The following is a 26,125-nucleotide window of genomic DNA, read 5'->3' on the forward strand; positions in this document are numbered from 1 at the left end:
CGGCCTGGCGGGTGGCCTGGACGCGTTGTTCGCCGGTGGTTCCGGCGGGGCCGGGGCGGCCTCGTAGGTGGCGGCGTTCGGCGGCCTGGCGGCTGGCGACGCCGAGGGGGTGGGCGAGGTCGGCCCAGCTGGCCCCCGCGTCGCGGGCGGTCTCGATCAGGCCGGTCTCCCATCCGGCGAGCTGCTCGCGCACCTGCCGCAGCAGCAGAAGCGAGGCCAGCGCCTGCTCCGGCCCGGGACCGGGCGCATCGGGGATGTCCGAGGACTCTCGCTGGCCGTCACGTAGGGCGTCGTCCACGGCGTGCAGGGCCGCTGCGGCGGCGAGGAATGACGCCGGGCTGTGGGCGTCGGCGTCGGGGGAGACCGGCTGGTCGGCTGGCGTCACGGGCAGCCCCTCAGGTTGTCATCATGTGGACGACATCGTGTTTGTCATCCATTGGATGACGTGTTACAACGGTGTCAGTGAGGCGCATTGGCAGCAACTGCCTGAACCTGCTGGAGGTGTTTTCACGATGTTGATGCGCACCGACCCCTTCCGTGAGCTGGACCGGCTGGCGCAGCAGCTGATGGGTCCGGGCACCTGGTCCCGGCCGTCGGCGATGCCGATGGACGCCTACCGCGAGGGCGACGAGTACGTGGTGGCCTTCGACCTTCCCGGCGTGAGCGCGGACGCGATCGACATCGACGTCGAGCGGAACATGCTGACCGTCAAGGCCGAGCGGCGGCCGGTGGCGAAGGCCGACGACGTGCAGATGGAGCTGTCCGAGCGGCCGCTGGGCGTCTTCTCCCGCCAGATCGTGCTCGCCGACACCCTCGACACCGAGCACATCCAGGCCGACTACGACGCGGGCGTGCTCACCCTGCGTATCCCGATCGCCGAGCGAGCCAAGCCCCGCAAGATCTCCATCGGCGTCGGATCCGGCCACAAGGAGATCTCCGGCTGACACCGGCCGGACGGGTGCGGAGGGCGGGCACCTGATCTCCCCCTCACCCCGCTCTCCGCACCCCCGTGGGCAGTCCGAGAAGAAGGGGTGGCGGATGAGATGACTCTGCGACGCGAAGCGTTCCTCGACCACGTGACCGAACGCGGCGAGTACGGGACTGTGGAGGAAGCCGAGCGCGCGGCCCGTGTGGTGCTCGCGCTGCTCGGCGCGCACCTGGTCGGCGAGGTACGCGCCCAGCTGGCGGCGTGCCTGCCCGAGGCGTTCGCCTTGATCCTTCTCAATCCGCTGCAGAGCGCCGAACCGCTGCCTCCGGAGCGGTTCGTCCGGGCGACCGCCGCGTGGATCGAAGGCGCCACCGAGCAGACTGCGGCCTGGGACGTCAGCGCCGTGCTGTCCACGGTCGCCGACGCTGCCGGCGACGAATTGCTGGGCCAGGTCCTGCTCCAGCTCCCGGCCGGCTACGACCTGCTCTTCGGACGCCCCCAACCCACCTGACCAAGACCTGGGGTGGTGCCGCACACCGGCACCACCCCACCTGGCTCCACGAAAGGCATGCACCGCAGTGATCACCGACGCGCGCGCTCCGCTTGGGCACCAGCAGCCGTACGGGACGGCGTATGAGCAGATGCTGGAGAAGGTCCGCTACGAGGGTGCCTACCCCTCCCGCGAGAGGGCCGATGAAGTCGTCCGCCTGGTCCTTGCCGGGCTGGGGCGCCGGCTGACCGGCGACGAACGCGTCGACTTGGCGGCCTGCCTGCCCTTGGAGGCCGCACGCGTGCTGACCGCGCAGATCCCCGACACGCATCCGCTGACCGGCTGGGCCTTCGTCAAGGACCTCGCCGCCCGCACCGGCGCCTCCCTGGCCACTGCCCGCTGGGACACCGGCTCCGTCTTCTCCGCCGTCGCCGCCTACGCCGGCCCCGACCTGATCACCCGCATTCTCCACCAGCTCCCCACTGGCTACGCCCTGCTGTTCGGCCGCGCCGAACTCAACCCCGCCGCATAATGAAGGCCGTGTCCTGTCACCGCCGGCGAGCGTCGATGGTGGTCACGCGTGCGCGGGGCATTCAAGACCCCACGGGACTCGTGCAGGTCAGCGGCCCCCGGTACAGCGCCTGGCGCCCGGGGCTCCAGCGTCGCGTTCCTGGCAACCAGGGCCTGTTCGGCATCTACCTCGGCTGCCTCTTCGCCCCAACCACAAAGGCAGCCGCCTGCTCAGCACCTGACTCTCAGCCGGCCGACTGCGCAACAGGCCACGCCGTGGCGCAGTCGGCCGCCGCTTATCGGGTTGCCCGCAGCGGAGCGCCGACCGCGTCACGACGGCGGCACCGCTTCGTCGGACAAGGAACGCCGATGAGATGATCACCAGCCGGCAGCGCGAGGACCACATCGCGGCGGTCATCGGCATCGCACAGAGCCGCCGCGAGTCACTGAAGGCGGTCCAGGAACTCGACCAGGCCGGCATCCCGGTCATCGCCAACGGCGTGTCCGGCAGCACCATGGTCGGACCCGACTCCCCGCAGCGCTACTTCCAGATCTCGGTCCCCAACACGCGCCTGGGTCCCGTCTTCACCGACTTCGTCCGCCACTCCCCCGAGATCCACCGCCTCACCAGCGGCAGGCCCCACGCCGTCGTGTCCACGACCCGACCGACACCTCCTTCAGCGCGGACCTCAGGAATGTCTTCCTGCGCGCCTACCGACGGTACGGCGGCATCGACGAGGTCGCCTACAGCGAAAAACCCGGAGCCACCACACCGGACAGCATCGCCACCGACGTGTACAACAAGGTTTCCGCCACGCACGGCATCGTCGTCGTCCTCGCACGGTCGGGCGTACTGCCCAGCCTCCTCAACGCCATGCAGAGCGCCGGCGGCCAGTGCCAGCCGCCCGAGGGCACGACCATTCCCCTGATCGCCGAGAGCGCCCCCATCGACTTCCAGCTCCACCCCGCCCGGACGGCACGGGCCTACCCGTACATGACGCTCTTCTACGAGACGACGAGCGCCCCCACGTCGGACCCCCCCGGGATCCGTACGCCCAGTTCACCCAGGACTTCGCAGCCGTCTTCGGGCACCTGAGCGCCGACGCAGACGCGGCCGGCGGCTTCGACACCGTCGGCATCGTCTCCAAGGCCATCGAGAACCTGCTGCCGGCATCCCAGGACGTCCAACCCAACGACATCTACCTGTGGCTCACCGCCCACGGCGTGTCCCAGCACCCCGGTGCCTCGGGCGGGCTGCAACTGAACGACAAAAACAAGTACCTGCCCGACAAGGCCGTCTGCATCCGCGAGATCAACCAGCCGAACGGCGCCACCGCCACACTGCTCAGCTGCGGCATCCTGCCCGACCGGCAGAACCGCGCGTACTGGGACACGGCGCCGGACACCTTCCCGTGTCCCCGCGAGGACACAGGATCATCGTCCGACTGACCCGGCTCCCGGACATCACCGGGAGCTGAGCATTCCTTCGCGCAGGCGGGCCAGCAAGCGGGAGATCAGCCGGGAGACGTGCATCTGGGAGACGCCGAGACGTTCGCCGATCTGGGCCTGGGTGAGTTCCTCGACGAACCGCCAGTGGATGATCTGCCGGTCGCGTTCGTCGAGTTCGGCGATCATCGGGGCGAGGGCGTGGAAGTCCTCGACCAGGCCGAGGGCGGCGTCCTCGTCGCCTATGAAGTTCTGCAGCGCTGCCTCGCCGTCCTCGCTGCCGCCGATCGCCGCGTCCAGGGAGGTCGACCTGTAGCCGTTGGAGGCCAGTTGGGCCTCGACGACCTCGTCCTCCGGCAGACTCATGAGCTCGGAAAGCTCCCTGGTGGTCGGGGTCCGGCCCAGGCGGCTGCGCAGTTCCTCATTGGCGCGGGCCAGTTGGACACGGGCCTCCTGGAGCCGGCGGGGCACGTGCACGGCCCAAGAGGTGTCGCGGAAGAACCGCTTGATCTCACCGACGATGTAGGGGATGGCGAAGGAGGTGAACTCCACCTCGCGGGACAGCTCGAACCGGTCGATGGCCTTGATCAGGCCGATCATGCCGACCTGGACGATGTCCTCCATCTCCTCCGGCCCCCGGCTGCGGAACCGGCCGGCCGCGAAGCGGACCAGGGACATGTTCATCTCGATCAGGGTGTTGCGCGCGTACTGGTACTCGGGCGTCCCCTCCTCCAGCACCGCCAACTGGTCGAAGAACACCTTCGACAACTCCCGCGCGTCCTTCGGCGCGACCTTGGAAGGATCCGCGACCTCCGGAACGTCCAGCGTCTGCGCGGCAGTCTGCACGGTCGTCGTCGGCATCATGCGCCCCTCCCAGTCGAACGGCCTCGTCTTCACCGGTCCAGCGTCCGGCAAGCACGCGCGTACCCCGGCCGCCGACCAGCATTCCTCGAACGTTGATCAGTCGCCGCTCGGCTCTCCATTGCTGCGTACGACTTCCTTCACCTTGGCCACCGCGAACCCCCAGCCCTGCTCGACGGTCGGCTTGGCCGGGACGGCGATCTCGTCGGGATTGGTGAGGACGTCGAGCAGGACCGGGCCCGGAGTGCCGAAGGCGCGTCGCACGGCGCTCTCCACCTCGGCCGGGTCCGTGACGCGGATGCCGGTGATGCCCATGGCCTCGGCCACGGCGGCGAAGTCGGGGTTGTCGAGCACGGTGCCGAACTCGGGCAGACCTGCCTGCTCCTGTTCGAGTTTCACCATGCCCAGCCGACGGTTGTCGAAGACTACGAGCTTGACGGGCAGGCGATGGGTCCTCAGGGTCATGAGGTCGCCGAGGAGCATGCTCAGTCCGCCGTCGCCGCAGAAGGCGACGACTTGCCGCTCGCGGTCCAGGCACTGGGCGCCCAGTGCCTGGGGCATGGCGTTGGCCATCGAGCCGAGATTGTAGGAACCGATGAGGCGCCGTTCGCCACGCATCTCGACGAAGCGCGAGAGCCACACCGTCGCCATGCCCGTGTCGGAGGTGAAGACGGCGTCCTCGGCCGCGATCCGGTCGACGACCGCGGCCAGCGCCTCCGGGCGGATGCCGTGGGAACGGTTGTCCAGCGCCGAGCGGACACGGCCCACCAGGCCCTTGTCGTGCGCGGGGTCGGCGAGCCTGGCCTGCCTCTTGCGCCACTGGTCGAAGCGCTCACGCGCCTTCTCCAGGTGCGACCGGTCGCGCGCGTCCGCGGACCCCGCGGGTGCGGCGGTGAGGCGGTCCAGCAGGTCGCGTACGGTAGCGCCGGTGTCCCCCACCAGCCCGACGTCGACCGGTACCCGGCGTCCGATGTGGGTGGCCTCGGTGTCGACCTGGATCACGGTCCGACCCTCGGGATACCAGTCCCGGTAGGGGAAGTCGGTGCCGAGCAGCAGGAGGGTGTCCGCGTCCTGGAGGGCCGATGCGGCGGCGGGGTTGCCGATCAGTCCCGTCTGGCCGACCTGGAAGGGATTGGTGTCGCCCTCGAAACCGGCCTTGGCCTTCAACGTGAGCACCATCGGTGCGGCCAGACGGTCCGCGAGGGTGAGAACGTCCTCGCGGGCGGCGCGCGCCCCCTCCCCGACGAGCAGGGTGAGGCGTTCGGAGCGGTCGAGGAGTTCCGCGGCGCGACGCACCGCCGAGTCCTCCGGCCGGCTCACCGGGCTGTTCAGGGAGAGCCGGGCCGGACGGTCGGCGGTCAGTTCCCGCTCGCCCAGGTCACCCGGCACGGTGAGGACCGCAACGCCCTTGCGGCCCAATGCGTGGCGCACCGCTGTCTCCAGCATCTGCGGCAGCTGGTCGGGCGAGGTGATCGTGGCGCGGAAGACGGCCACGTCGCTGAAGAGGGCGTCGTTGTCGACTTCCTGGAAGTAGTCGCTGCGGAGTTCGGCGAGCGGTACCTGCCCGGCGATGGCCAGGACGGGGGCGTGGCTCTTGGCCGCGTCGTAGAGCCCGTTGAGGAGGTGGACGGAACCGGGCCCGACGGTGCCCATGCAAACGCCGAGGGTACCGGTGAGCTGTGACTGGGCGCTCGCGGCGAAGGCCGCCGCCTCCTCGTGCCGGCAGCCCACCCATTCGAGGCCCTCGGTGGTGCGGATGGCGTCGGTCACGGGATTGAGCGCGTCTCCCACGACGCCGAACACCTGGCGCACGCCGAGTTCGCTCAGCGCGTCCACGATGACGCGGGCAACAGTACGGGCCACGTGAGTCCTCCGGGTCAGACGGTGAAGTGGTCGGGGTCGGCGGCGTTCCAGTCGGCCGCCCAGGAGGCCGGCGGCTCGGCGAGCAACTGCCCCGGCCCGAGCCATTCGTACAGCTCCTCGTAGGAGCGCTCCGTGAAGGGGTCGACGCGCCGGCGGAGCATGTGCGGACGCAGGTCCGCCGGGTCGGTGACGCCCATAGCAGCCATGATCTGCAACGCGCTGGCCACGGTCGCTTCCTGGAAGCGCTGGACGCGCACGGTCTTGTCCGGGACGTCGAGGGCGCGGGCTCGGTGAGGGTCCTGGGTCGTGACACCGGTGGGGCAGGTGTTCGTGTGGCACCGCTGCGCCTGGATGCAGCCGACGGCGAACATCATCGCCCTGGCAGCGTTGCCGTAGTCGGCGCCCTGCACCATGCGTTTGACCAGGTCGGTCCCGGTGGCGATCTTGCCGCTCGCCCCGATTCTGATCCGGTCGCGCAGGCCCGTGCCCACGAGGGCGTTGTGCACGGTGAGCAGACCCTCGGTGAGCGGGGTGCCCACATGGTCCGCGAACTCCAGCGGCGCCGCGCCGGTCCCGCCCTCGGCGCCGTCCACCACGACGAAGTCAGGCGCCGTGCCCTCCTCCAGCATGGCCTTGCACACGGCGAGGAACTGCCGGCGCGAGCCCACGCAGAGCTTGAACCCGGCGGGCTTGCCACCGGACAACTCCCGCATGCGGGCGATGAATCGCACGAGTTCGCGTGGGGTGGAGAACACGCGGTGGTACGGCGGGGAGACGACCGTTCGCCCTTGGGGCACGTCCCGGACCCGGGCGATCTCGGCGTTCACCTTGGCTCCCGGCAGGACGCCGCCGATGCCCGGCTTGGCGCCCTGCGACAGTTTCAGGGACACGCACTTGACGTGATCGTGTGCGGCCTTGTCGGCGAACTCGGCCGCGTCGAAACCGCCGTCCTGCGTGCGGCAGCCGAAGTACCCGGTGCCGATCTCCCACACGAGGTCGCCGCCCGGACGCAGGTGGTACTCGGACAGCCCGCCCTCACCCGTGTCCTGGGCGAAACCGCCCGCCGCGGCACCTCCGTTGAGCGCAAGGACCGCATGGGCGGACAGCGAGCCGAAACTCATCGCCGAGACGTTCAGCAGCGCCATATCATAAGGGCGGCTGCAGTCAGGGCCGCCGATCCGCACGCGCGGCGGCCTTTCCGGCACAGGGCAAGGCGCCATCGACGGAACCAGAAACTCGTGACCGGGCTGGTACACGTCCCGTTCGGTGCCGTAGGGCTCCTCCGCATCCGTGCCCTTGGCGCGCTCGTAGACGATGCTGCGCACGTCCCGGTCGAAGGGACGTCCGTCGTAGTTCCGCTCGATGAAGTACTGCTGCAGTTCCGGGCGTATGCGCTCCATGAGGAAGCGGGCATGACCGAGGACCGGGTAGTTGCGCAGCACCGAGTGCCGACGCTGTAGCAGGTCCCACGCGCCCAGCGCACCCACGAGCGTGAGGGGAAGGGCCGCGAACCACCAATAGGGCGAGATTCCGACCGCTGCTGCCAAAGCCCCGAGGGCGGCCAGCAGAGTCAGGACGACGACTCCGACGCGTATCACACCGGGCGCATTGCCTGGATATCGATCATCATGCGCGCCGGCTGAGTACTGGACGGTCGGACACCGCAAACCCCGTGCACCGCCTGTACACCGGTGAGGAACGAAGGAACCTTCCTGTTCACACGCACGTCTGATGCGAAGGTTCGGGGGTATGCGGGACGCGGCAGGTTTGGACACGGACGAGGCGGATCTCCATGGAACAGACGGCATGCGGCGAGGAGGGACAGTCGCTGCGGGGGAACGTCATATCGGCTTCAGGAGCGTTCGAGGACAGCGAGGACATCGCCGCTGCCCGCGCATTCGCCCGTGCTTTCCTCACCGATGTGCAGGCCGTACACGGTCTGCCGGTGTCCGGGCGCGCGATGGGCATGGTGCAGTTGGTGGTCAGCGAGCTGGTGACCAACGCCCGTAAGTACGCGCCCGGCCCGTGCCTGCTGACGCTGGAAGTCGAGGGCGGGGCGGTCGAGGTGACCGTGTGGGACAGCAACCCGACGCCGCCGACCATCCTGGCGGCCGACCCGACTCGGATCGGCCAGCACGGCCTGGAAATCGTCATGGCGGTAGGCCAGAGCTTCGCGGTGCACCGCGAACCCGTGGGCAAACGGATCACCGCGGCGATTGTGCTGGCGGACGATCCCGGCGGGGATGTGGCCGGCCGTCAGCTGTGACGGCCTGTTACCGAACACCGAGCCGGTCGGGATGGGCGGTGTGGTAGTAGGCGGCCGCCTCTATTCCGGGAACCGGCGGCAGGGTGTCGGGCAGCAGTGACTGCTGGAGTACAGCAAGGGCGTCCTGCAACCGGGCACGGTCGGCCTCCGCCTGCTTGCGTGCTTCTTCGGCCGCCTTACGGCGGTGCAGGAGTTCTTCTTCGTCGGCACGGCGGTCCCGGGCGTCGAAGACGGTGGTGCGGATGAGCAGGGGCTCGCCGGTATCGCCGTGCTTGACCACGGAGGAGACCAGCACCGGTATCCGGCCACCGCCGGTCTGCTTGATCTCCAGGGCGATGCCGTTGATCTCGCCCTGCATGCGCAGCAGCGGCGCGAAGTGCGTCTCGTGGTACAGCTTGCCGCCCACGGTCAGCAGGTCGGTGAACCGCATCCGTCCCACCACCGCCTCGCGCTGCAGGCCGAGCCGGTTCAGCAACGTGGTGTTGGTTTTCGCGAGGGTGCTGCCGTCCATCAGTGTGGACAGATATCCGCATGGCGGTTGTCGTACATTTCCTCGGCGCTGTCCTCCAGCAGTGCGGCGAACGCCGCGCTGGATGTTTTCTCGCCGTCGGCCTCGTGCGGGTCGGGGTGCTGCCCGGTGCGGCACATCATCGCAAGTCCGCCAGGAAGCTCCGTGTGCCTCGTTGGTGGCTTCGGGCGCGGACAGGTGCGGGCAGGGTCCAGTCGCATCGAGAGTGACCAGCGTCGAGCCGGGGATCGTCTGGTGGACGAAGGCACCCACCTCCCGAGGGGCGATCACGTCCTGGGTGCACTCCAGCACCAGCGTCGGCACGTCGACCCTCTTGAGGTCGTCCCGTGAATCCGAGAGGAAGGTGGGGCGGGCTGAGACGCGGGCCCATGTCGGGGTCGGTGGCGCAGAAGCTGTACCGCGGGGACGGAGCGACCATCACGTGCGCCCCGATCCGCTCCGGAGCCATGCCGGCGGCCAGCACGCCGATCATCGCGCTGACGGAGTGACCCACGAACACCGCCTCGCGCAGGTCGAGCGCCTCGCAGACCTCGACCACGTCCTGGGCGTAGCCCTACAGAGAGGCGTAACGGTCCTCGGAGAACGCGGACCCGTCCGAGCGGCCGAGGCCGACGTAGTCGAACAGCACCACCCGGTAGTCCTCGGTCAAGGCGGGCAATGTGAGCCGCCACATGTTCTGGTCGCAGCCGAACCCGTGCGCCAGCATTACCGTCCGCCCCTGCGGGTTGCCGGTGACGGTGACGTTGTTCCTGCGAGCGATTTCCATACCGCGGGTCTCTCAGGCCCCGCCCGTTCTCCCGAAAAGTGGGGCCTTCGAGGTGTTCCCCGATCTGGGCCTGGGTGAGTTCCTCCACGAACCGCATGTGGATGATCTGCCGGTCCCGCTCGTCGAGTTCGGCGATCAACGGGGCCAGGATGTGGAAGTCCCCGACCAGTTCCAGCGCCTGGTCTTCGCTGCCGATGAGGTCCTGCAGGGCGCTCTCGCCGTCCTCGCTGCCGCTGAGGGCGGCGTCCATCGAGGAGGAGTTGTAGCCGTTGGCTGCCAGGCGGGCCTCCCGCACCTCGCCCTCGGGCAGGCACATCAGCTCCGACAGTTCCTTGGCTGTCGGCGTGCGGCCGAGGCGACGGCGGAGTTCCTCCGTGGCGCGGGCGAGCTGGACGCGCGCTTCCTGCAGCCGGCGGGGCACGTGCACGGCCCAGGTGGTGTCTGGCCCTCTGGCAGGAAAGGGACGAGCTGGGCCGCCCCTCACCGTCATTCGGATGCGCCTGTGGGCGGCCACCACGAATCCTCCCGGAAAGCGCCCGCGGTCATGGCTGCTTCGTACGGGCGGCTGAGGCTCGGCGCGTGTCCGCGCCCGAGCTGACGTGTCGCTGGGTCTCCTGGGGTCCGTGCCAGTCCAGGCACATCACGGTGGCGTCGTCTTCGAGTCGGCCGCCGGCCGCGTCCAGGACTGCGGACGTCAGGGTCAGCGCGGTCTCCCGCGGATGGAGATCCCGGGTCCGCTCCAGCAGGGCGGCCAGGTCGACATTCTCTCCGTGATGTTCGAGCATGCCGTCGGTCAGCATGAGCAGACGGTCACCAGGGCGCAGATCGAGGTCCTGGACGCGATAGGGGTGGGGTACGCGCACGGGCAGCCCGAAGGGATGGTCCACCTCGCAGGTGATCGTCTCCACCGCTCCTTCGCGCATGCGCAGTGGCCAGGGGTGGCCGGCGTTCACGAGCTGAGCCTGCCCGGTGTGGAGGTTGATCCGCAGCAGTTGCCCGGTGGCGTGGCCGCGATTGTGGTCGGCCAGGGCATGGTCGGCCAAGTGGGCCTGCTCGGCGAGGCCGGTTCCTGCGCGGCGAGCGCCGCGCAGGGCGCCCACCAGGACGGTGGCGGCCAGGGCGGCGTCGATGTCGTGACCCATGGGATCGGTCACCGATATGTGCAGGGTGTCGCGGTCGAGGGCGTAGTCGAAGGTGTCGCCGCTGAGGGCTGCGGAGGGCTCCAGGCTCCCGCACAGAGTGAACTGTGCGGCCTCGCACGACAGTGACGCGGGCAGCAGCTGGTACTGGATCTCCGCTGCCAGAGTGGGCGGTCGGGAGCGTTTGCCCCAGGTGTACAGGTCGGTGAAGCGCCCATTGGCGATCACGACGTAGGCCAGCACGTGGGCAGCTTGCCCGACCGCTTCCAGGACGCCCTCGTCGGGGTTGGCCGGCAGGAGGAGTTCCAGCAGCCCGATGGCGTCGCCACGGTTGGTGACCGGCACGATCACCCGCTGCCCCTTGCCTGTCGCCTCCCGATACAGCCGCTGGGTCCGGATCACGACCTCGTAGACACTGCCGAAGAGAGGGATCCGCTCCGCGTCCCGCCCCTCCTGCGCATCCCCGGTTGTGGACAGCCGCGCCAGTGCCTTCCCCGTCAGATCAACGATGAGGAACGACACCTTCGTGGCACCGAAGCGCCGCCGCAGCTCCTCTGCGAACACGTTGACGGTCTCCACCGGCGCCGCCATCTCCGCAGCCGTCAGCAGCTCGGAATACCCACTGCGCTCACCACTCACGACCGCGGTCCTTCCAGCAGCCCCTCCACACAGCGTGGAAGCCGTCACGGCGGGCGTCAACCGCGGCTCATTACAGTGAGTGCTTCCTCTGGACCGCCGCGACCAGGCGGCGGCCGCGTTCGCTGACGAGCAGGATCGGCCGGCGTGCTTGAGTCACGTTGAGGTCTTCGGCCGCGACCCGCCTTCGGTGCGCAGTTGCTCGTTGATGCGCTGGGCTTCTTCGAGCTGGTCTTCCAGGATGACGATGCGGCAGGCGGCCTCGATGGGGGTGCCCCCGTCGACGAGTTCGCGGGCGCGGGCCGCGACGCGCAGCTGGTAGCGGGAGTAGCGGCGGTGACCGCCTTCCGAGCGCAAGGGTGTGATGAGACGGTGCTCGCCGAGCGCGCGGAGAAATGCGGGAGTGGTGCCGAGCATCTCGGCGGCCCGGCCCATGGTGTAGGCGGGGTAGTCGTCATCGTCGAGGTTGTCGACGGCACGGGAACCGGCAGGGGGCATAGACCTCTTCTTTCGGCGGACGCGTCGGGGGGCCCGGATGCCGTACCGGCATCCGGGCCCCGAGCTTTCAACACCATCTACCGACACATGGTGCCGGCCTTCTTATTCCGCAGGTGCCGCCTGGGAGGGCAGGGCTGCGGGGATCGCGAATGCGTGACCGGGGACCACCTTCCAATCCGGGGCCTTGCGGTACCCGGGCGGACTGCTTCCTCGCCCGGGCGATCCTGATGGCGTTCGGCTCCTTACCTCGATTACTCGTTGTACTGCTGGATAACGCGGGTACTGCTCACGACCCCTCGGGGCCGGTCTTCCTGACCTGCTCGCACGGCAGTTCGTGTCTGCCGTGCCCATTTAGACTTCCTGGGTACGTAAGAAACAGTAACCCTACGACGAGCCAATGTCTACTGCCCCCATGACAGATTTTCTTTCGAGACCGGTGCACGTCCCTGCCGCAAGGGCACCGGGAAGCCTCCTTGTGAGCCTGGTCTACCGGACAGGGTGGCGTAGTCCAGGCCCATGGCGTCGAGGACGCCGGGGCGGACGCTCTCCACGACTGCGTCGGCGGTGAGTGCGTGATCTGCGCGGTGGTCGCCGGCATACGGCATCGCGCCGTGATCGACCGTCTCCCCGCGGATGTGCGAACCCTCGTGCGGGCCGGGACGCGGGCGTGCCCTTGGGCCCTCATCGGCGCCGCAGGGTGCGATCGGCCGGCCCGACGTACCCGGCTGCGGTAGTTCGTCGGGCCACACCCTGCCGTACGACCGCGGTTGCCTGACGCAGGCGGGGCACTCGGTGACCGTCGGGAACTCGGAGCCCGGAGGGAAATCATGAGAGTGACGGCACAGGGATCAGGTGACGGTCCGGGGCGGCAGAGAATCCTGGAAATCTATTTGAACGATCACTTGGCCGGTGCGACAGCCGGTACCGAGCGCATCGGACGCATGGTCGAGGAGTACCGAAGCTCGGCCTGGGGCAACGAGCTGGAAGATCTGGCCGTGGAGATCTCTCAAGACCGGCAGCATCTGCTGCGGCTCCTGGCGGATCTCGGCGTCGCCGTAAGCCGCTACAAGGTGTACGGCGCGTGGCTGGCCGAGAAGATCGGGCGGGTGAAGCCCAACGGCCGGCTGCTGCGCCGCTCCGGCCTCACCGTGCTGGTCGAGCTCGAAGCCATGCGGCTGGGCGTGCAGGGCAAGGTGTTGCTGTGGCGCACCCTGCTCTCGGCCTCGGCGAACGAGCCGCGCCTGGACGCCGAATGGCTGCAACAACTGCTGAAGAGGGCGGAACAGCAGCTCAAGACGTTGGATTACCTGCACACCAGGGCCTCGACAGCACTACTGGCCTCCGCGCCACCCAGGGAGGCGACAGGCGCAGCGAGGTGATGCGCTGATCAGAGGAATCCCGGCGCAGGTGCCGACGATGGCCGGATGGGGTCTCGGTCCAGCGGTCGGCAGGACTCTTCCGCCCAGCGGCGGACGGTGTCGCTGCTGAGCGTCTCGGTCAGGGCTAGGCGGGCCGTGACGCGTTTGCCGACCGGCTCCTGTTCGGTGAAGAGGTCCTGGGTGACGGCTTTGACGATCTCCAGGCCGTGCTGGCCGATCCTGTCGGGATCGGCGGGCCGGGCAGCGGGCACGGTGGGGTCGCTGTCCCACACGACGACGTCCACGGCGTGGGCAGTGATACGCAGTTCCATCAGGACGGGGCCGGGGGCGAATTTGAGGGCGTTGGTGACCAGCTCACTAACCACCAGCTGCGTGAGGTCTCTCGCGCGAGCGGGCACGGGCAGGCGGTGATCGGCACGGGCCTGGTCGAGGAAGGCGACAGCGTGGTGGCGGGCGTCGGAGATGCACCCGTCGCCTCCGTCCAAGGCGTAGCCGGCTCGCATCAGGTGCTGATCTCCGGTGGAGCCGACCCCGTCGGCATGGGATCCCACGTACCTCGCCCTCACTCCCCCATCGACGTGCGCAAGTACCCACGTCAGCGTCATGCATGTCACCAGAGGTGTCATTCGGCACGGCTGCCTGGGCGCATGCTGCCGCGGCGGTGGGGCAGAATCGTCCGGGCATGCCGTGAGTGGGCAAGCCTAGGCGCAGCCGAGGAGACGTGAGCGACATCCGCAAGGAAGACCGGCCAGGCCGGCTCTCCATCAAGCACGCAGTGGTCGACGGCGTCCTCATCGTGTCCGTGCACGGCGAGATCGACCACGACGTCAAGGACGTCCTCAGCCAGGCACTGCTGTCCGAGGACGGCACGGCGCCGCCGCGGATCGTTGCGGACCTCAGCGGAGTGACCTTCATGGACTCCAGCGGCGTCAATGTCTTCGTCACCGCCTACCGGCCGCGTGAGCGGCGCTCAGGGGTGGCTGCGCATCGCCGGTGCCCAGGAGCCCGTGGTGCGTCTGCTGCACCTGGTCGGCATCGACGACATCATCCCCTGCCACCCCACCCTCAAGCAGGCCCTCAACACCTGACCCCGCTACCCGCGCCGGTCCGGGACACCCTTGCCGGTGGCCGCCTCGGTTGAGGCGACGGTACTGCCGACTGCCCGAGGAACGCTCGATGGGGCTGACCCCGCACAGCGCGGCTGTCGTCGGCGCATCCTGCGCAGGTACGGAAGAGTTCTGCGGAGCGGCTTGTGGTGAGGTCGGGGACGGGATGCCGTAGGAGGTTGCGCGGGTTCCGCCGTGCATGACCGCCCCGCTCCCGACCTCAACCCACCCACCCGGCTTCCGCTTTGAGGCTCCTTCGTCCGGGTGCGGTGCGGTTCGTGCGTATGCCTGTCGGGCATACACGTCGGGCCCGGCCATGATGGCCGGGCCCGACGCATGAGACGAGACGTCTCAGGTCACCATCGATACCAGCGACCGCGACCACCGCCGGCGGTGGTGGAGCGCATCACGAAGCCCAGCAGCCACAGCACCAGCACGGCCAGGGCCACCCACCACAGAATCTTGACGGCGAAACCCGCGCCGAAAAGGATTACCGCGAGAAGAAGAACAAGAAGCAGGGGAACCATAGTTATCAACCTCCTGCGGCACCGTCTGCCCTGCACTTGCGCCTCCATTCCCGGACGCCGCCTTGTTTGTGAAGGGGAAGCCGGGGCACGAGCGGCTTTACCGCGACGAGCGGCACCAGAGCTACGAGGAGGCGCATTTCAATGACTGCCGGCGAGAAGGCCAAGGCGAGGACCGAGCAGGCCGAGGGCAAGGCCAAGGAGACCCTGGGAAGCGCTCTCGGCAATGACCGCATGGCCGCCGAAGGCCAGGCGCAGAAAAGCGTCGGCGATGCTCGCGAGGCTAAGGAGAAGACCAAGGACGCCTTCAAGCACTGACGCTCCGCACGCGTCGAGGGCCTTCCCGGAACACCGCCGGGAAGGCCCTCGTTTTTGAGGGAATGGGACTGGAGTCAGGGCTGGGTGACGGAGTGGCTGTCGGGGTGGAGCGGGAAGATCTGGTCCAGACCGACGGTACGCAGGACGCGCAGGGTAGGGGCCGGGACTGAGGCGAGTGCGATCTCGGCCTGAGCGGCGTGGGCATGGTTGCGGGCCACGATCAGGGCGGTGAGGCCGCTGGAGTCGCAGAAGTCCATACCGGCCAGGTCCAGCACGAGGCGCTGGCCCGGATGGAGTGTGATGGTGGTGAGCAGGTCGCGTAGTTCGGGTGCGGTGGTGTGGTCCAGTTCGCCGGAGATCTTTGGTACGGGACCGGTGGCGCCGTCTCGGGTGTGATCTTCAGCGGGCTCATCATGGTTAGGTTAGAAGTCGCCGCCGAGCCGGTCGGACGAGGCGGTGTGGTGGTAGGCGGCCGTCTCCGTGCCGGTGACCGGCGGGAGAGTGTCGGGCAGCAGCGACTGCTGGAGCACGGCGAGGGCGTCCTGCAACCGGGCGCGGTCCGCCGCCGCCTGTTTGCGTGCTTCCTCGGCCGCCTTCCGGCCACGCAGGAGTTCCTCCTCGCAGGCGCGGTGGTTCGAGACCGGCGGCTACGAAGCCGTGTCGCTGGAAGATTACCTTCGCACCCACTCCTGGCAGAGGTGACCGTCACATCCTGCCGGCCGGGCGGGCGGGCGGCCGCAGCGAGGGCCGCCCGCTCGTCCCGTCAGGACGCTCCCGGGTCCTCTGAGGGCGGCGAGGTGCGGGTGAGGTTTTTCTCGAACCGTTCGAGGACGCGCAAGGCGGTCTCCTGGTCCTCCGGGCTCAGGTCCGCGGTGGTATGGGCCTCCAGTTCGGCCCAGACGCGTTCCACTGCCGTGCGCAGAGCCTGGCCGGCCGGCGTGACTTCGATCAGCGCAGCGCGTTTGTCGGTGGGGCTGGGGCGACGGCGTACGAAGCCCGCGTGTTCCAGGCGCCGGACGGTGCGGGTCATGGTGGCGGCATCGGAGTCCAGCAGGCGCACCAGGTCGGTCTGACGCTGGGGACCCTGTTCCCACAGATGCATCATCACCAGCTCTTGGCCGGGGTGCAGGCCGACCCGGCGCAGGAGCTGGCCGGCAAGCATGCGATGCAGGCGGGCGACCCGGAAGATCGCGTGGCTGATCCGGCCGGTACGGGCAGCCGAGGGAAGCGGGACTGTGGCCGCGTCATGTGCTTCCTCGTGCTCTGCCGTGGCCTCAACACCTTTGCGGGGTGGTTCATCCATGCCCTGCGACCCGCCTTCCCCTTACTTGCCCGGACAGCTAACAGCATAGCTGTCATCCTGGCTCGCGGCGAGGCACCAGCGGCTACGCCTGTTTAACACCCTGTGACGAGAGACACATGCACTGAGGAATGACGGATCCGCTTTACTTGTTCGGACAGGTAATCCGTACGGGACGACAGTTACCGGCGGGCCATGACGGTCAGGCAGAGGTCCTGGCCGCTTCTCTGGAGGACTTGATCATGACGGCCACTTTCGAACCGTTCGACCTGGGCGGCAAGCGCCTGGCCAACCGCATCGCGATGGCTCCGATGACACGCAGCCGTGCCTACGGCGCCGGCGCTGCTCCCACGGCTTCCACGGCCGCGTACTACGCGCAGCGGGCGAGCGCCGGGCTGGTCATCACTGAGGGGGTTCAGCCGTCGGTCGTCGGTCAGGGCTATCCCGACACGCCGGGTCTGCACTCTCCCGAGCAGGTCGCCGCCTGGCGGACGGTGACCGATGCGGTGCATCAGGAAGGCGGTGTGATCTTCGCGCAGCTGATGCACACCGGTCGCATCGGCCATCCGGACCTGCTGCCCGACGGGATGGTTCCGGTCGCGCCGTCCCCGATCGCCGCCAAGGGCCAGGTCTTCACTCACGAGGGCCCGAAGGACATGGTGACCCCCAAGGAGCTGACGGACTCGGAGATCCGTCGGACGATCGAGGATTTCGCCGCCGCCGCACGCAATGCGATCGCCGCCGGGTTCGACGGGGTGGAGATCCATGGAGCGAACGGTTATCTCGTCCACCAGTTCCTCGCGCCCAACAGCAACCAGCGCACCGACGCCTGGGGCGGCACCGTGGAGGGCCGGATCCGGTTCGCCGTCGAGGTGAGCGCTGCCGTCGCCGACGCGATAGGCGCCCACCGCACCGGTATCCGCTTGTCTCCCGGCAACCCCTACAACGACATCGCCGAGGAGGAACTGGACGCCACCTACGGTGCGCTGGTGGACAAACTGGCACCCCTGAACCTGGCCTATCTCCATCTGATGGAGGGTCCCGACCGCGAGCTCACCCTGCGCCTGCGCAAGGCGTGGCCGAACGCCTTCGTCCTCAACCCCTTCACCCACCCCGAGCCCACCGGTCCCGAAGCCCTCACGCTGATCGAGGACGGCACTGCGGACCTGGTCTCCTTCGGCATGCTGTTCCTGGCCAACCCGGACCTGCCCCAGCGCCTCAGGATGGGCGGCCCCTTCAATGCCCCCGACCAGAGCACCTTCTACGGCGGCGGCGACCGCGGCTACACCGACTACCCCACCCTGTCTACCTGATCCCGCTGAGCGCGCCTGTGGCGCCTCCACGGCTCAAGGCGTGGTCACGCGCCACCCGTGGCGCGTGACCTGACCGGCCGGAACTTCGACTTCGTCCACCCCCTGCTGGACGGCAAGGCCACCGACGTGCGCTACGTGGAGTTCAAGGACACCAGTCACTTCCTGTCCCAGGGGCAGCCCGAAGAACTCACCGACGAACTCACACGGTTCTTCGGCTGAGCCCAGCGCGGCACCCCTTCGGGTACCGACGGCGGCGCCAGGTGCAGTGACGTGCAGTACCTGCGGGCGCGTGACGAGACCGCCTGTCACAGCCCGGCCCGACAGAGCCGTCGCGGCTTGCCGCCGTGGACCACCGCATCGACGCAACCGCCCGGCAGCCCGTCGTGAGCCGTGGCGGAGAAGTTGGCGGTGACGGTCAGCGCGTGGTCGCCGAAGGTCGTCCGCTGCACCAGACCGTCGGACGTCAGCCGGCGGAAGCCGGTCATCGGCTCGGTCGCCGCCGCCTCGTGCAGCGGCTCGAAGTACCGCTGCAGCCGGGCGATCCGGCGACCGTGTTGCTCGAGTTCGGACTGGCTCAGCACGAGATTGAGGGGCACGTTGTAGAGCATCGCCAGCAGGGCTCGGGCGCGGCTCTGGTCCGGAAGCTTCGACCAGGACAGCTCCCAGCGTTCGGTGCTGATGACCGAGTCGTGCAGCACCGTCTGGTAGAGCGGCACCCGGTACCTCGGGTCGTACATCGCCTTCGCGACGTCGGCCGGGAGGTGCACCGGCTTGAAGAAGATCGCGGGCGCGGTGCCCGGCGCGTATCCGCCCCAGTTCTGCCGGTCCTTCTCCAGCGCCCACAGCCGGTCGTCGACGGGGGTGCCGGAGCCGTGACTGAAGGACAGCACCCCGTTCGCCCAGGAACCGGCGCTTTCCGAGCCGAGCACCAGCTTGCGGTCGCCCGACAGCCAGGCCATGCGCCGCAGCCGGTTCCGGCGGTCCTGTGCCTGGGTCATCGGGTGCGCCGGTGAGTGGTCGGTGAACAGCTCACCGGCCGCGTCGACGTCCAGGAAGTAGCTGTCGGCGCCCGACGCGGTCATCTGCCGGGTGCGGTCGGCCAGATGGTGCCGGGACGGCTCGGCGCGCCGGAGTGCCTCGGAGCTGACGTAGCAGCCTCGGCCCCCGAAACCGGTGACGATCCTGCCGTCGGCCCGGTGCACACAGGCGTCCTGCCACACCGGGGCGGGCCACTTCGACACCGGGGTGTCGGCCGTGGCGGGATCCTGCGCGTTGGCCCAGGAGTCGTACGGTCCGACCAGGTAGCCGGCCCGCTCGGCGAGGGTTGTCGCCTCACGGCTCATGGGGGAGCCGTCGGCGTCGTAACCGAGCCACATCCGGCCGATGCCGAGCTCCCGCAGCCGCCGTACGCCCTCGGCAGTGCGCGCCTGTCCCCAGGCGTAGGCATGGAAGGCGCCCACCAGCTTGCCGACCCCCGGATTCCGGGCGATCTTCGTACGCAGCGTCGTGATGCCGCCATGGCGGAGCAGCCACGCACGGTAGTCCCGCGCCGCGGCCACCGGCGAGCCGTCGGTGAGCGCGAACGTCACCGAGTACCTCCCCGTGCCCCGCGCGTCGAGAACGCGTGCTCGGTCTCGGTGTGCAGGCGACCGTGGGTGGAGACGAACTTCAGCGTGGTCCCGATGTCGGACTCGGCGACATAACTCGCCCCGTGCCGCCCGGACAGGCTGGTTCCCCAGAACGGCATGGTCAGACCGTCGGCCATGCCCGCCTCCGATCCGGCCAGCCCCGCCGAGTCGCTGTTCCAGACCGATCTTGCCGCCCTGACCGACCGCGCAGAACGAGGGCGAGGTGGCGGCGGGCTTCGGTGAGCAGGTGACGGCGTGGAAGTGGCGGCTGCGTCGCGAACACCGTGGCGGCAGCGGCGACTGCCTCCAGGCCGACGCCGATCAGACCGACGCCGATCCGAAGGATGTGGAACGTCTCCATGCGGCGCAGGGCGACCTGGTCGGCCATGGCGGGTGGGCGAGCCGCCGGCGTCGGCGACGACCTTCCAGCTCGCTCAGCAGCGGGCCCTGGGCGTGGCTCTCCATGGTCGAGGTCAGGACCAGGGGCATGTCGGGGACCTTGGCTGCCTTGGCGGGTGCCAGGGCGTTGGCCTTGAGTTCGTCGAAGCCGATGGAACGGACCCATCCCATGGTGCCGACCTGGTGGTCGATCAGCAGCATCGCGGTGTTCTCGGCGGTGAAGGTCTGCTCCGTCGCTGGTGACGTCGTGTTCAACGGTCTGATGATGCATTCGGAGCGGCGACGCTCCCAGGGCCATGCGTTCACCACGCGTTCGGCAGGGGGACGGGACATGGCGGCTCTCCAGGAGGATGCTCACCTACGCCAACCATGTCGGTCTGCACGCGGAGGAGATCAGCCACACCGGGGAGCAACTGGGCAACGTTCCGCAGGCGTTCACCCACCTCGCTCTCGTCAGCGCGGCCTTCCATCTCGACCGCGCCCTGGACTGACAGGCCCCCCTGGGCGCACCGCCACCCCGCATCGGCACCGGCTCGTCCAGCTACGAGGCTGCCGAGGGAAGGGGCCGCCGGGCGAGGTCGCGGGCCTCATCAGTGGAGAGACCCAGCAGGTGCAGGAGCATCTCGACCATCTTGCTCGCGGCTTGGTCACTGTCGGCCTGCGGCAGGATGAAGCACAGCTGCAGGAGCGCCAGCAGGCTGCCGTTCAGCGCGGTCAGGGCGATGACCGGGTCCACCGCGGCGAAGCGGCCCGAGGCCATGCCCTGCTCCATATCGCGCTTCGCGCGCAGAGCCAGTCCATGGCCGGCGCACAGGCGACCGAGTCCGCTGTGGCACAGGATCCGCATGATGTCCGGGTGTGATCCGGCCAGGCGTGCACTGAGCCGCATGCCGTCGGCGAGGCGCTCGACGGGATCCTCGACACCGTGCAAGCGGTCGTCGATGGCTTCGGCGTAGTCCTCCAGCGCATCGGCCACGGCCGCGTCGAACAGGTCCGGCTTGCACGTGAAGTGGTTGTAGAAGGAGCCGAAGCCCACGTCCGCACGCTCCGCGATAGCCCGGATGCTGGTGCTGGTGTCGCCGGACTCGGCCAGGATCTCCCGCGCCGCACGGACGAGCGCCTGCCGGGTCTGGGACCTACGGCGTTCGAAGCGATTCCTGCCTGTGACTGGCATCGGCATGCACCGTGAGAGAAGTGGCATTTCTGATGTTTTCATCATGTCACCATCCATCCCGGACGTCCACCGAAGGTGCGCACACACAGCGGGTTCGACGGACCGAGCAGGCTACGAGGGGGCCATAACTGATGAAAGGATCATTTCTGGCAGTCTTGACAGCAAATCGCCCATATCTGACCATTTCATCAAATATGGGCGAGGTTGACTCAATCGGACCCATGCGGCGCTACGGCCGTTCCGTGGACGTCACCGTGCATCGCCGGTCGGGTCCGCCCGCCGCATGCCGTCGCTCGCTCGCCTCCGCACCGATGGGATGAACCACATGACCCACACCGACCACACGTCACCCGCCGAGCCGGTGAGCCCCAGCGAGAAACCCGACGCGGCGATAGCGATGATCGATGCGGCAGGAACGGTGGTGGGGTGGACAGAGGCCGCTCAGCAGCTCGTCGGGTACGCGGCCAGGGACATGGTGGGACGGTCCGCCACACGCGTGCTGGCGTCCCCTGTGGACGCCCATGGTGCTTCGGCCTTCGCCGAGCAGTGCCGTGCCCAAGGTGGCTGGTCCGGCACCGTGCCGGTCCGCCACCGCGACGGCCACACGCTCCGAATGACCTTGCGGGTCTCCTTGCTGCGGGGACAGAACACCGACATCCGGTGGCTGGTATCCGTGACCGACATCGGCGCGCTGTCCTCCGGGGCGAGCACCGAGCCGGTGCGGGACTCGCTCCTTTCCCACGCCCCGATCGGCATCGCCGTCTACGATCCTCAGCTGCGCTGCACCTGGGTGAATGACGCCAAGGAACAGCAAGACGGCATTCCCCGTGACCGGCGCTTCGGACAGGGCCTGAAGGACTGGCTGTCCGCCTTCGAGGCGGAAGCGCTCGAGGTGGTGATGCGGCAGGTGCTGGCCAGCGGCACCACCATGGTCCACGAATACCGGGCATGGCCGCCGGCGGTCCGGCGCCGTGAGCACGCGTTCTCGGTCTCGTTCTTCTGCCTCCAGGATGCGGACGACACCCCTGTGGGGGTGTGCTCCATGACCGTGGATGTCACCGGCAACCGGCGGGCGCGCGAGCGCCTCGCCATTCTCAGCGAGGCCAGCACACACATCGGCAGCACCCTCGACGTCATGCGGACCGGGCAGGAGCTGGCCGACCTGGCCGTGCCCCTCCTGGCCGACCACGTCCTCGTCGACCTGGTGGAGTCGGGTCCGCCCGGTTTCGCGCTCTCGGCAGGGAGCGGCACGGTAAGCGGCCGACCGCCGCTGCTGCGCCGTGCTGGAGTGGCCACCATCGACCCGAATGTGCCGAGGCTGCCGTTCATCCGCGAAGAGGTCATCCACCCCCACCCGGCCTCATCCTTCGCCGCCGCCCTGCGCACGGGCAGGTCGCACCTGGAGCCGGTGCTGGACACCCATGGCGGCCCCTGGGTCGACCCTGACCCGGTCCGGGCGCAGAAGGTGCGCGACCGCGGCATCCACTCCTTGATGGTCGTACCCATCCGGGCGCGGCGCAGCGTGCTGGGACTGGCGCTGTTCGCCCGCTCCGAAGAACCGAAGCCGTTCCAGGAGGACGACCTGCTCCTCGCCGAGGAGCTCGTCACCCGGGCCGCACTCTGCCTGGAGAACGCGCTACAGTACACGCAAGAACGCACCGCCGCCCTCACGCTGCAACGTGACCTGCTTCCGCACCGAGTGCGAGGCGGCGACGCCATCGAGGTGGCGTCGCGCTATGTGCCGGCTGACCTGGACCACGGCGTGGGCGGGGACTGGTTCGACGTGATCGAGCTGTCCGGTGCCCGGGTGGCCCTCGTCGTCGGAGACGTGGTCGGACACGGCATCAACGCCGCGGCCACCATGGGCCGGCTGCGCACCGCCGTCCGCACGCTCGCGGACATGGACCTGCCTCCCCATGAACTGCTGACGCACCTCGATGACACCGTCCGGCGACTGGGCGAGGAGGACGCCGACGGCTCCGGCCACGTCCCCGCCGTGGTGGGCGCCACCTGCCTTTACGCCGTCTACGACCCCGTCACCCTGCGGTGCACGATGGCGCGGGCCGGACATCCCCCGCCCGCGATCATCGACCCGCAGGGCCGTGCCACCTTCCCCGACATGCCCGCCGGAACACCTCTCGGCCTCGGCCTCGGCCTGCTCGCCTTCGAGTCCGTGGACCTCCAGCTCCCCGAGGGAAGTGTGCTCGCGTTCTACACCGACGGCATCGTCGAGACCCGCGACGACGACCTCGACGTCGGCATGCACCGCCTGGGCGCCGCCCTTTCACCATCCGACCGGTCCCTGGATGACATGTGCTCCGCAGTGATCGACGCCCTGCCCACCCAGAAACACTCCGACGACGTCACCTTGCTCCTTGCACGCACCCGCGCTCTGCCACCGACCCGGGTCGCGTCCTGGGACCTGCCGAACGAGCCGACCGCCGTTCGCACCGCCCGGCACCTCGCCGGCCGCCAGGTCAGCACATGGGGGATGGAGCATCTCACGACCACCGTGGAGCTGATCGTCAGCGAACTGGTCACCAACGCCATCCGCTACGGCGGCGGGCCGATCCGCCTGCGGCTGATCCAGCACCAGGTTCTGACCTGCGAAGTCTCCGACAACAGCACCAGTCACCCGCGTCCACGACAACCCCTCGTCCTCGACGAGAACGGCCGCGGCCTCTCCCTGGTCGCTCAACTCTCCCGCAGGTGGGGCTCGCGCTCCGCAACGGATGGCAAGATCGTCTGGGCCGATCAAGGCCTGCCCTTCAAGGACCTGGCGACATGATGCGCTGCCATGTCGGCAGCGCACTTCTCGGTGGGGCCGAAACAGTCCCGCGTCGGCCACCCCCCACGGTCAGGCTCAGCAAGACGGCGACGGTGCTCACGCCTGGGGGGGGATGACGGCGCGTCCTCGGCTCCTGTCCTGCCGTCGTGCAGGAGCTGGTATGCCTCGCCGGCGCGTTCGTCGACATCGCGGACGGCACGGCCGAACGCCGCCGCGCCCAGGCCGCCCCACCCGGCACCGTGCGAGCCGAGGTGTACGCGATTTCGATGGCCCTGGGAGTGCCGGAGGCGAGGGAGTCGCCGAGGGCGGCCGCTGGTGCAGGCGATCACCCCGCCGAGGCGGAAGCCGACGGCACACACGGAGCGCGCGGCGCCCAGCGGCTCCTGCATGCCGCCCACCCTGCAGGCGAAGCCGGTGCCCTGCGAACCGGCACACCGCGTCATTCCGGAGGAATACGAAACTCGAATTCGGGTCGGTCCCACGGCACGGCGGGCGGGTTCGCAAACGCGGTCCCGGTCCGCACCGCACCGGCGCGGTGGTAGAAGTCCTCGGCGGGAAGATGCGACACGACCTTGACACGGTCGAGCCCGGCGGCACGGGCCTCGGACTGCATGTGCGCGACGAGCAGCCGCCCAATACCCCGTCCTTGCACTTCGTCGGCGACGAACAGCAGGTCGAGCTCCGGTGGCGCGAGGACGAGCGAGTAGAACCCGAGGACCCGGCCTGCATGCTCGTCGGCGCCGACGGCCACAAAGGCGCGGTGGGCCTCGATGTAATCAGGACCGACCCGGTAGCCCGCGACCGCGGCTGCGTACTTGCCCTGGTAGGCGCCGGAGCCACGCACGAGCCGCGTGAGCCGTTTGGCATCCCGCGCGACGGCCCTCCGTATCGTGATCAGCTGGCTGATCGGGGAAGTGCGTGAACTCATCGGGAGAGTATTTCGCACCGGGGACTGCCTTCGTGCGGCGGGTCGGCAGCTCGGGCAGGCGTTCCTGCACCGCTCCCGGGAACCGCTCGCCCAGGCCCCGACAAGTGATCGAGCAGACGCGTCGGCTGCTTGGACGGTCAAGCGATCGAGGCGTCACCGGAGCCGGCCGCGGCCGCGGTGTCGGCCGCGAACAGGGCGTGGGTTTCCGTGATCTCCGAAGGCGCGTGGGCCGGGGCTGCAGCCCGGTGACGGTGAGGCGGCCACCTTCGGCGTGTATGCGGCGGCGCAGCAGTAACGGGAAGCGGACACAGCCCCACCCGGCGGCGCACCTCACATAGCGGTCAGAGCAGGCGGCGACGGGCATGCACTGACCGCGGCTGAAGCACTGCAGCGTGAGAATGAGCAGCTCAGGCATGCCATGGAGAGCCGCCCGGTGACCGACATGGCCCGGGGTGCGCCGATCGCGGGCTTCGGCTACGGCGCAGCAGCGGCGGTCGGCCGCCGTTCGCACCGCCCGGCACCCGCCGGGGGACGCCCGGGAGACCCGGCGCCGGTCGCCGACGAGCCGTTGGCGGACGTCGTCGCGTCCGTCCAGCGGCCAGGTGCGGCCGGTGGTGGAGACGGCGGCAGGCCGTCAGCCAGGACATGGTGTGTTCGGTGACCCACCTGCGACGGCCGAGCCGCTCGCCAGGGAACAGGCAGCCTCTCGAAGGCCTGGTACGCCGAGTGTGACGCAATAGAGGGCGGTACAGGTGACTCTGCGGGCACGCCCCGCCGCGGTGACGACGGATCCGATGCACGATCGCGGGGCGGGGAACGATGGGTGACCCGGCAGGAGAACTGCGAAGGGCTGACGGTGCAACACGACGTACTCGGCATCTATTTGAACGACCATCTGGCCGGAGCCACGCTCGGCGCCGGCCTCGCGCGGCACGTGGCCCATCGTCATCGGCGTAGCGCCCGTAGCTCCCTCCTGGAACGGATTGCCGATGAGATCGCTCAGGACCGGCAGACCCTGCTGATGATCATGAAAGGACTCGGCGTACCCGCCCACCGCTACAAAGTATTCGCAGGGTGGACCGCGGAGAGAGTACGCCGGCTGAAGCCCAACGGCGTCCTGCATCGGCACAGCGGCCTCGACACAGTCATGGAACTCGAGACTCTGCGTCTGGGAATCGAAGGGAAATCCCTGCTCTGGCTCACCCTGCTCGAACTGGCTCCGAAACGGACCGGTCTGGACACGGCACAGCTACAGGATCTGCTCGACCGTGCACGCTCTCAGCTTGACGCAGTGGAAGGTCTGCGCCGCACGGCGGCGGTTGCCGTCCTCTAGAGA

At 69.1% G+C, this 26,125-nt stretch carries 26 protein-coding genes and 8 pseudogenes; 15 read left to right on the forward strand and 19 right to left on the reverse strand.

The features are described from left to right. Positions 1–4 precede the first annotated feature (4 nt). Positions 5–385 (reverse strand): annotated as a pseudogene (locus ACZ4SF_RS12590) (type III effector protein); the annotation flags it as partial. 127 nt (positions 386–512) lie between these two features. Here ACZ4SF_RS12590 and ACZ4SF_RS12595 point away from each other — a divergent pair. From ACZ4SF_RS12595 to ACZ4SF_RS12615, 5 genes are all read left to right on the forward strand, one after another. Further along, positions 513–944 (forward strand): Hsp20/alpha crystallin family protein, encoded by a 432-nt coding sequence (locus ACZ4SF_RS12595; RefSeq protein ID WP_351526206.1) that lies wholly within the window; start codon positions 513–515, stop codon positions 942–944. Positions 945–1,043: 99 nt separating this feature from the next. Beyond that, the gene (locus tag ACZ4SF_RS12600; RefSeq protein ID WP_468382118.1) at positions 1,044–1,439 is read left to right on the forward strand and encodes a DUF2267 domain-containing protein; all 396 of its coding nucleotides are present in this window, start codon (positions 1,044–1,046) and stop codon (positions 1,437–1,439) included. Positions 1,440–1,506: 67 nt separating this feature from the next. Then, positions 1,507–1,950: a DUF2267 domain-containing protein gene (locus tag ACZ4SF_RS12605; RefSeq protein WP_468382121.1), complete on the forward strand. Its 444-nt coding sequence runs from the start codon at positions 1,507–1,509 to the stop codon at positions 1,948–1,950. A 771-nt stretch (positions 1,951–2,721) separates the two neighbouring features. Further along, positions 2,722–3,024, forward strand: a complete 303-nt coding sequence (locus tag ACZ4SF_RS12610; protein WP_468382125.1) for a hypothetical protein — start codon at positions 2,722–2,724, stop codon at positions 3,022–3,024. Positions 3,025–3,152: 128 nt separating this feature from the next. Continuing rightward, positions 3,153–3,377 carry a hypothetical protein gene (locus tag ACZ4SF_RS12615; protein ID WP_468382128.1) on the forward strand — a complete coding sequence of 75 codons (225 nt, stop codon included), beginning with the start codon at positions 3,153–3,155 and terminating at the stop codon, positions 3,375–3,377. A gap of 15 nt (positions 3,378–3,392) precedes the next feature. Here ACZ4SF_RS12615 and ACZ4SF_RS12620 read toward each other — a convergent pair whose 3' ends face one another. From ACZ4SF_RS12620 to ACZ4SF_RS12630, 3 genes are all read right to left on the reverse strand, one after another. After that, entirely contained in the window at positions 3,393–4,238 is an 846-nt protein-coding gene (locus tag ACZ4SF_RS12620; RefSeq protein WP_468382517.1) for an RNA polymerase sigma factor SigF, read from the reverse strand. Positions 4,239–4,334: 96 nt separating this feature from the next. Further along, positions 4,335–6,098 (reverse strand): thiamine pyrophosphate-dependent enzyme, encoded by a 1,764-nt coding sequence (locus ACZ4SF_RS12625; protein ID WP_468382131.1) that lies wholly within the window; start codon positions 6,096–6,098, stop codon positions 4,335–4,337. A gap of 14 nt (positions 6,099–6,112) precedes the next feature. After that, positions 6,113–7,696, reverse strand: coding sequence for an FMN-binding glutamate synthase family protein (locus ACZ4SF_RS12630; RefSeq protein ID WP_468382134.1), 1,584 nt, complete (start codon positions 7,694–7,696; stop codon positions 6,113–6,115). 194 nt (positions 7,697–7,890) lie between these two features. On the opposite strand from ACZ4SF_RS12630, the gene ACZ4SF_RS12635 reads away from it, so the two are divergent. Then, positions 7,891–8,364 (forward strand): ATP-binding protein, encoded by a 474-nt coding sequence (locus tag ACZ4SF_RS12635; RefSeq protein ID WP_468382137.1) that lies wholly within the window; start codon positions 7,891–7,893, stop codon positions 8,362–8,364. 16 nt (positions 8,365–8,380) lie between these two features. Here ACZ4SF_RS12635 and ACZ4SF_RS12640 read toward each other — a convergent pair. From ACZ4SF_RS12640 to ACZ4SF_RS12660, 5 genes and pseudogenes are all read right to left on the reverse strand, one after another. Next, positions 8,381–9,012 (reverse strand): annotated as a pseudogene (locus tag ACZ4SF_RS12640) (histidine kinase); the annotation flags it as partial. Continuing rightward, positions 9,012–9,659: pseudogene (locus tag ACZ4SF_RS12645) on the reverse strand (alpha/beta fold hydrolase). The pseudogenes ACZ4SF_RS12640 and ACZ4SF_RS12645, both read right to left, overlap by 1 nt. Positions 9,660–9,708: 49 nt before the next feature. Beyond that, positions 9,709–10,101, reverse strand: a pseudogene (locus ACZ4SF_RS12650) (sigma-70 domain-containing protein); the annotation flags it as partial. A gap of 100 nt (positions 10,102–10,201) precedes the next feature. Further along, a complete protein-coding gene (locus ACZ4SF_RS12655; protein ID WP_468382520.1) occupies positions 10,202–11,389 on the reverse strand; it encodes a PP2C family protein-serine/threonine phosphatase in 1,188 nt (395 codons plus the stop codon). 201 nt (positions 11,390–11,590) lie between these two features. Next, entirely contained in the window at positions 11,591–11,932 is a 342-nt protein-coding gene (locus ACZ4SF_RS12660; protein ID WP_468382140.1) for a MerR family transcriptional regulator, read from the reverse strand. A gap of 827 nt (positions 11,933–12,759) precedes the next feature. On the opposite strand from ACZ4SF_RS12660, the gene ACZ4SF_RS12665 reads away from it, so the two are divergent. After that, positions 12,760–13,311, forward strand: a complete 552-nt coding sequence (locus tag ACZ4SF_RS12665) for a hypothetical protein (RefSeq protein ID WP_468382143.1) — start codon at positions 12,760–12,762, stop codon at positions 13,309–13,311. A gap of 8 nt (positions 13,312–13,319) precedes the next feature. Here ACZ4SF_RS12665 and ACZ4SF_RS12670 read toward each other — a convergent pair whose 3' ends face one another. Beyond that, the gene (locus ACZ4SF_RS12670; protein WP_468382146.1) at positions 13,320–13,862 is read right to left on the reverse strand and encodes an ATP-binding protein; all 543 of its coding nucleotides are present in this window, start codon (positions 13,860–13,862) and stop codon (positions 13,320–13,322) included. A 251-nt stretch (positions 13,863–14,113) separates the two neighbouring features. Here ACZ4SF_RS12670 and ACZ4SF_RS12675 point away from each other — a divergent pair. Both ACZ4SF_RS12675 and ACZ4SF_RS12680 read left to right on the forward strand, forming a co-directional pair. Then, a pseudogene (locus ACZ4SF_RS12675) lies at positions 14,114–14,251 on the forward strand (STAS domain-containing protein); the annotation flags it as partial. Positions 14,252–14,270: 19 nt separating this feature from the next. Further along, positions 14,271–14,399 (forward strand): hypothetical protein, encoded by a 129-nt coding sequence (locus tag ACZ4SF_RS12680; RefSeq protein ID WP_468382540.1) that lies wholly within the window; start codon positions 14,271–14,273, stop codon positions 14,397–14,399. A 374-nt stretch (positions 14,400–14,773) separates the two neighbouring features. On the opposite strand, the gene ACZ4SF_RS12685 is transcribed toward ACZ4SF_RS12680, so the two are convergent. Further along, positions 14,774–14,944, reverse strand: coding sequence for a hydrophobic protein (locus ACZ4SF_RS12685; protein ID WP_361790106.1), 171 nt, complete (start codon positions 14,942–14,944; stop codon positions 14,774–14,776). A gap of 141 nt (positions 14,945–15,085) precedes the next feature. On the opposite strand from ACZ4SF_RS12685, the gene ACZ4SF_RS12690 reads away from it, so the two are divergent. After that, the gene (locus ACZ4SF_RS12690) at positions 15,086–15,259 is read left to right on the forward strand and encodes a CsbD family protein (RefSeq protein WP_468382149.1); all 174 of its coding nucleotides are present in this window, start codon (positions 15,086–15,088) and stop codon (positions 15,257–15,259) included. Between the two features lie 74 nt (positions 15,260–15,333). Here the strand turns inward: ACZ4SF_RS12690 and ACZ4SF_RS12695 are convergent. The 3 genes and pseudogenes from ACZ4SF_RS12695 to ACZ4SF_RS12705 all read right to left on the reverse strand — a co-directional run bounded on the left by ACZ4SF_RS12695 (position 15,334) and on the right by ACZ4SF_RS12705 (position 16,562). Next, positions 15,334–15,671 (reverse strand): annotated as a pseudogene (locus ACZ4SF_RS12695) (STAS domain-containing protein). A 13-nt stretch (positions 15,672–15,684) separates the two neighbouring features. Beyond that, positions 15,685–15,894: pseudogene (locus ACZ4SF_RS12700) on the reverse strand (histidine kinase); the annotation flags it as partial. A 128-nt stretch (positions 15,895–16,022) separates the two neighbouring features. Continuing rightward, positions 16,023–16,562, reverse strand: a complete 540-nt coding sequence (locus tag ACZ4SF_RS12705) for a MarR family winged helix-turn-helix transcriptional regulator (RefSeq protein WP_468382152.1) — start codon at positions 16,560–16,562, stop codon at positions 16,023–16,025. Positions 16,563–16,801: 239 nt separating this feature from the next. On the opposite strand from ACZ4SF_RS12705, the gene ACZ4SF_RS12710 reads away from it, so the two are divergent. Both ACZ4SF_RS12710 and ACZ4SF_RS12715 read left to right on the forward strand, forming a co-directional pair. Beyond that, on the forward strand, positions 16,802–17,872 hold the full coding sequence (locus ACZ4SF_RS12710) for an alkene reductase (RefSeq protein ID WP_468382156.1): 1,071 nt from the start codon (positions 16,802–16,804) through the stop codon (positions 17,870–17,872). Between the two features lie 57 nt (positions 17,873–17,929). Beyond that, positions 17,930–18,091 (forward strand): hypothetical protein, encoded by a 162-nt coding sequence (locus tag ACZ4SF_RS12715; RefSeq protein ID WP_468382159.1) that lies wholly within the window; start codon positions 17,930–17,932, stop codon positions 18,089–18,091. An 86-nt stretch (positions 18,092–18,177) separates the two neighbouring features. Here ACZ4SF_RS12715 and ACZ4SF_RS12720 read toward each other — a convergent pair whose 3' ends face one another. From ACZ4SF_RS12720 to ACZ4SF_RS12730, 3 genes are all read right to left on the reverse strand, one after another. Next, positions 18,178–19,461, reverse strand: coding sequence for a glycoside hydrolase (locus ACZ4SF_RS12720; RefSeq protein ID WP_468382160.1), 1,284 nt, complete (start codon positions 19,459–19,461; stop codon positions 18,178–18,180). Further along, positions 19,458–19,637, reverse strand: coding sequence for a hypothetical protein (locus ACZ4SF_RS12725; protein WP_468382163.1), 180 nt, complete (start codon positions 19,635–19,637; stop codon positions 19,458–19,460). The genes ACZ4SF_RS12720 and ACZ4SF_RS12725 overlap by 4 nt, the downstream gene beginning before the upstream one ends. Positions 19,638–19,821: 184 nt before the next feature. Next, on the reverse strand, positions 19,822–20,154 hold the full coding sequence (locus tag ACZ4SF_RS12730) for a hypothetical protein (protein WP_468382165.1): 333 nt from the start codon (positions 20,152–20,154) through the stop codon (positions 19,822–19,824). Between the two features lie 92 nt (positions 20,155–20,246). Here ACZ4SF_RS12730 and ACZ4SF_RS12735 point away from each other — a divergent pair. Further along, positions 20,247–20,390 (forward strand): annotated as a pseudogene (locus ACZ4SF_RS12735) (glycoside hydrolase family 15 protein); the annotation flags it as partial. Positions 20,391–20,440: 50 nt separating this feature from the next. Here the strand turns inward: ACZ4SF_RS12735 and ACZ4SF_RS12740 are convergent. Beyond that, the gene (locus ACZ4SF_RS12740) at positions 20,441–21,079 is read right to left on the reverse strand and encodes a TetR/AcrR family transcriptional regulator (protein ID WP_468382167.1); all 639 of its coding nucleotides are present in this window, start codon (positions 21,077–21,079) and stop codon (positions 20,441–20,443) included. 319 nt (positions 21,080–21,398) lie between these two features. Here ACZ4SF_RS12740 and ACZ4SF_RS12745 point away from each other — a divergent pair, with 319 nt between their 5' ends. Further along, positions 21,399–23,861: a SpoIIE family protein phosphatase gene (locus tag ACZ4SF_RS12745; protein ID WP_468382170.1), complete on the forward strand. Its 2,463-nt coding sequence runs from the start codon at positions 21,399–21,401 to the stop codon at positions 23,859–23,861. Positions 23,862–24,300: 439 nt separating this feature from the next. Here the strand turns inward: ACZ4SF_RS12745 and ACZ4SF_RS12750 are convergent, their stop codons facing one another. Further along, positions 24,301–24,789 (reverse strand): GNAT family N-acetyltransferase, encoded by a 489-nt coding sequence (locus ACZ4SF_RS12750; protein ID WP_468382173.1) that lies wholly within the window; start codon positions 24,787–24,789, stop codon positions 24,301–24,303. An 823-nt stretch (positions 24,790–25,612) separates the two neighbouring features. Between ACZ4SF_RS12750 and ACZ4SF_RS12755 the strand changes: the two genes are divergently transcribed. Next, on the forward strand, positions 25,613–26,122 hold the full coding sequence (locus tag ACZ4SF_RS12755) for a hypothetical protein (protein ID WP_468382175.1): 510 nt from the start codon (positions 25,613–25,615) through the stop codon (positions 26,120–26,122). Positions 26,123–26,125 lie beyond the last annotated feature (3 nt).

It is taken from the genome of Streptomyces sp. NPDC027663 (assembly GCF_055566415.1).

Excerpts from the sequence above, each read along its gene's own strand:
- ACZ4SF_RS12740 (WP_468382167.1), bottom strand. The coding sequence starts at position 21,079 with ATGCCGATGCCAGTCACAGGCAGGAATCGCTTCGAACGCCGTAGGTCC.
- ACZ4SF_RS12595 (WP_351526206.1), top strand. The coding sequence starts at position 513 with ATGTTGATGCGCACCGACCCCTTCCGTGAGCTGGACCGGCTGGCGCAG.
- ACZ4SF_RS12665 (WP_468382143.1), top strand. The coding sequence starts at position 12,760 with ATGAGAGTGACGGCACAGGGATCAGGTGACGGTCCGGGGCGGCAGAGA.
- ACZ4SF_RS12745 (WP_468382170.1), top strand. The coding sequence starts at position 21,399 with ATGACCCACACCGACCACACGTCACCCGCCGAGCCGGTGAGCCCCAGC.
- ACZ4SF_RS12705 (WP_468382152.1), bottom strand. The coding sequence starts at position 16,562 with ATGGATGAACCACCCCGCAAAGGTGTTGAGGCCACGGCAGAGCACGAG.
- ACZ4SF_RS12710 (WP_468382156.1), top strand. The coding sequence starts at position 16,802 with ATGACGGCCACTTTCGAACCGTTCGACCTGGGCGGCAAGCGCCTGGCC.
- ACZ4SF_RS12655 (WP_468382520.1), bottom strand. The coding sequence starts at position 11,389 with ATGGCGGCGCCGGTGGAGACCGTCAACGTGTTCGCAGAGGAGCTGCGG.
- ACZ4SF_RS12685 (WP_361790106.1), bottom strand. The coding sequence starts at position 14,944 with ATGGTTCCCCTGCTTCTTGTTCTTCTTCTCGCGGTAATCCTTTTCGGC.
- ACZ4SF_RS12725 (WP_468382163.1), bottom strand. The coding sequence starts at position 19,637 with ATGGCCGACGGTCTGACCATGCCGTTCTGGGGAACCAGCCTGTCCGGG.
- ACZ4SF_RS12690 (WP_468382149.1), top strand. The coding sequence starts at position 15,086 with ATGACTGCCGGCGAGAAGGCCAAGGCGAGGACCGAGCAGGCCGAGGGC.
- ACZ4SF_RS12620 (WP_468382517.1), bottom strand. The coding sequence starts at position 4,238 with ATGATGCCGACGACGACCGTGCAGACTGCCGCGCAGACGCTGGACGTT.
- ACZ4SF_RS12750 (WP_468382173.1), bottom strand. The coding sequence starts at position 24,789 with ATGAGTTCACGCACTTCCCCGATCAGCCAGCTGATCACGATACGGAGG.
- ACZ4SF_RS12600 (WP_468382118.1), top strand. The coding sequence starts at position 1,044 with ATGACTCTGCGACGCGAAGCGTTCCTCGACCACGTGACCGAACGCGGC.
- ACZ4SF_RS12635 (WP_468382137.1), top strand. The coding sequence starts at position 7,891 with ATGGAACAGACGGCATGCGGCGAGGAGGGACAGTCGCTGCGGGGGAAC.
- ACZ4SF_RS12660 (WP_468382140.1), bottom strand. The coding sequence starts at position 11,932 with ATGCCCCCTGCCGGTTCCCGTGCCGTCGACAACCTCGACGATGACGAC.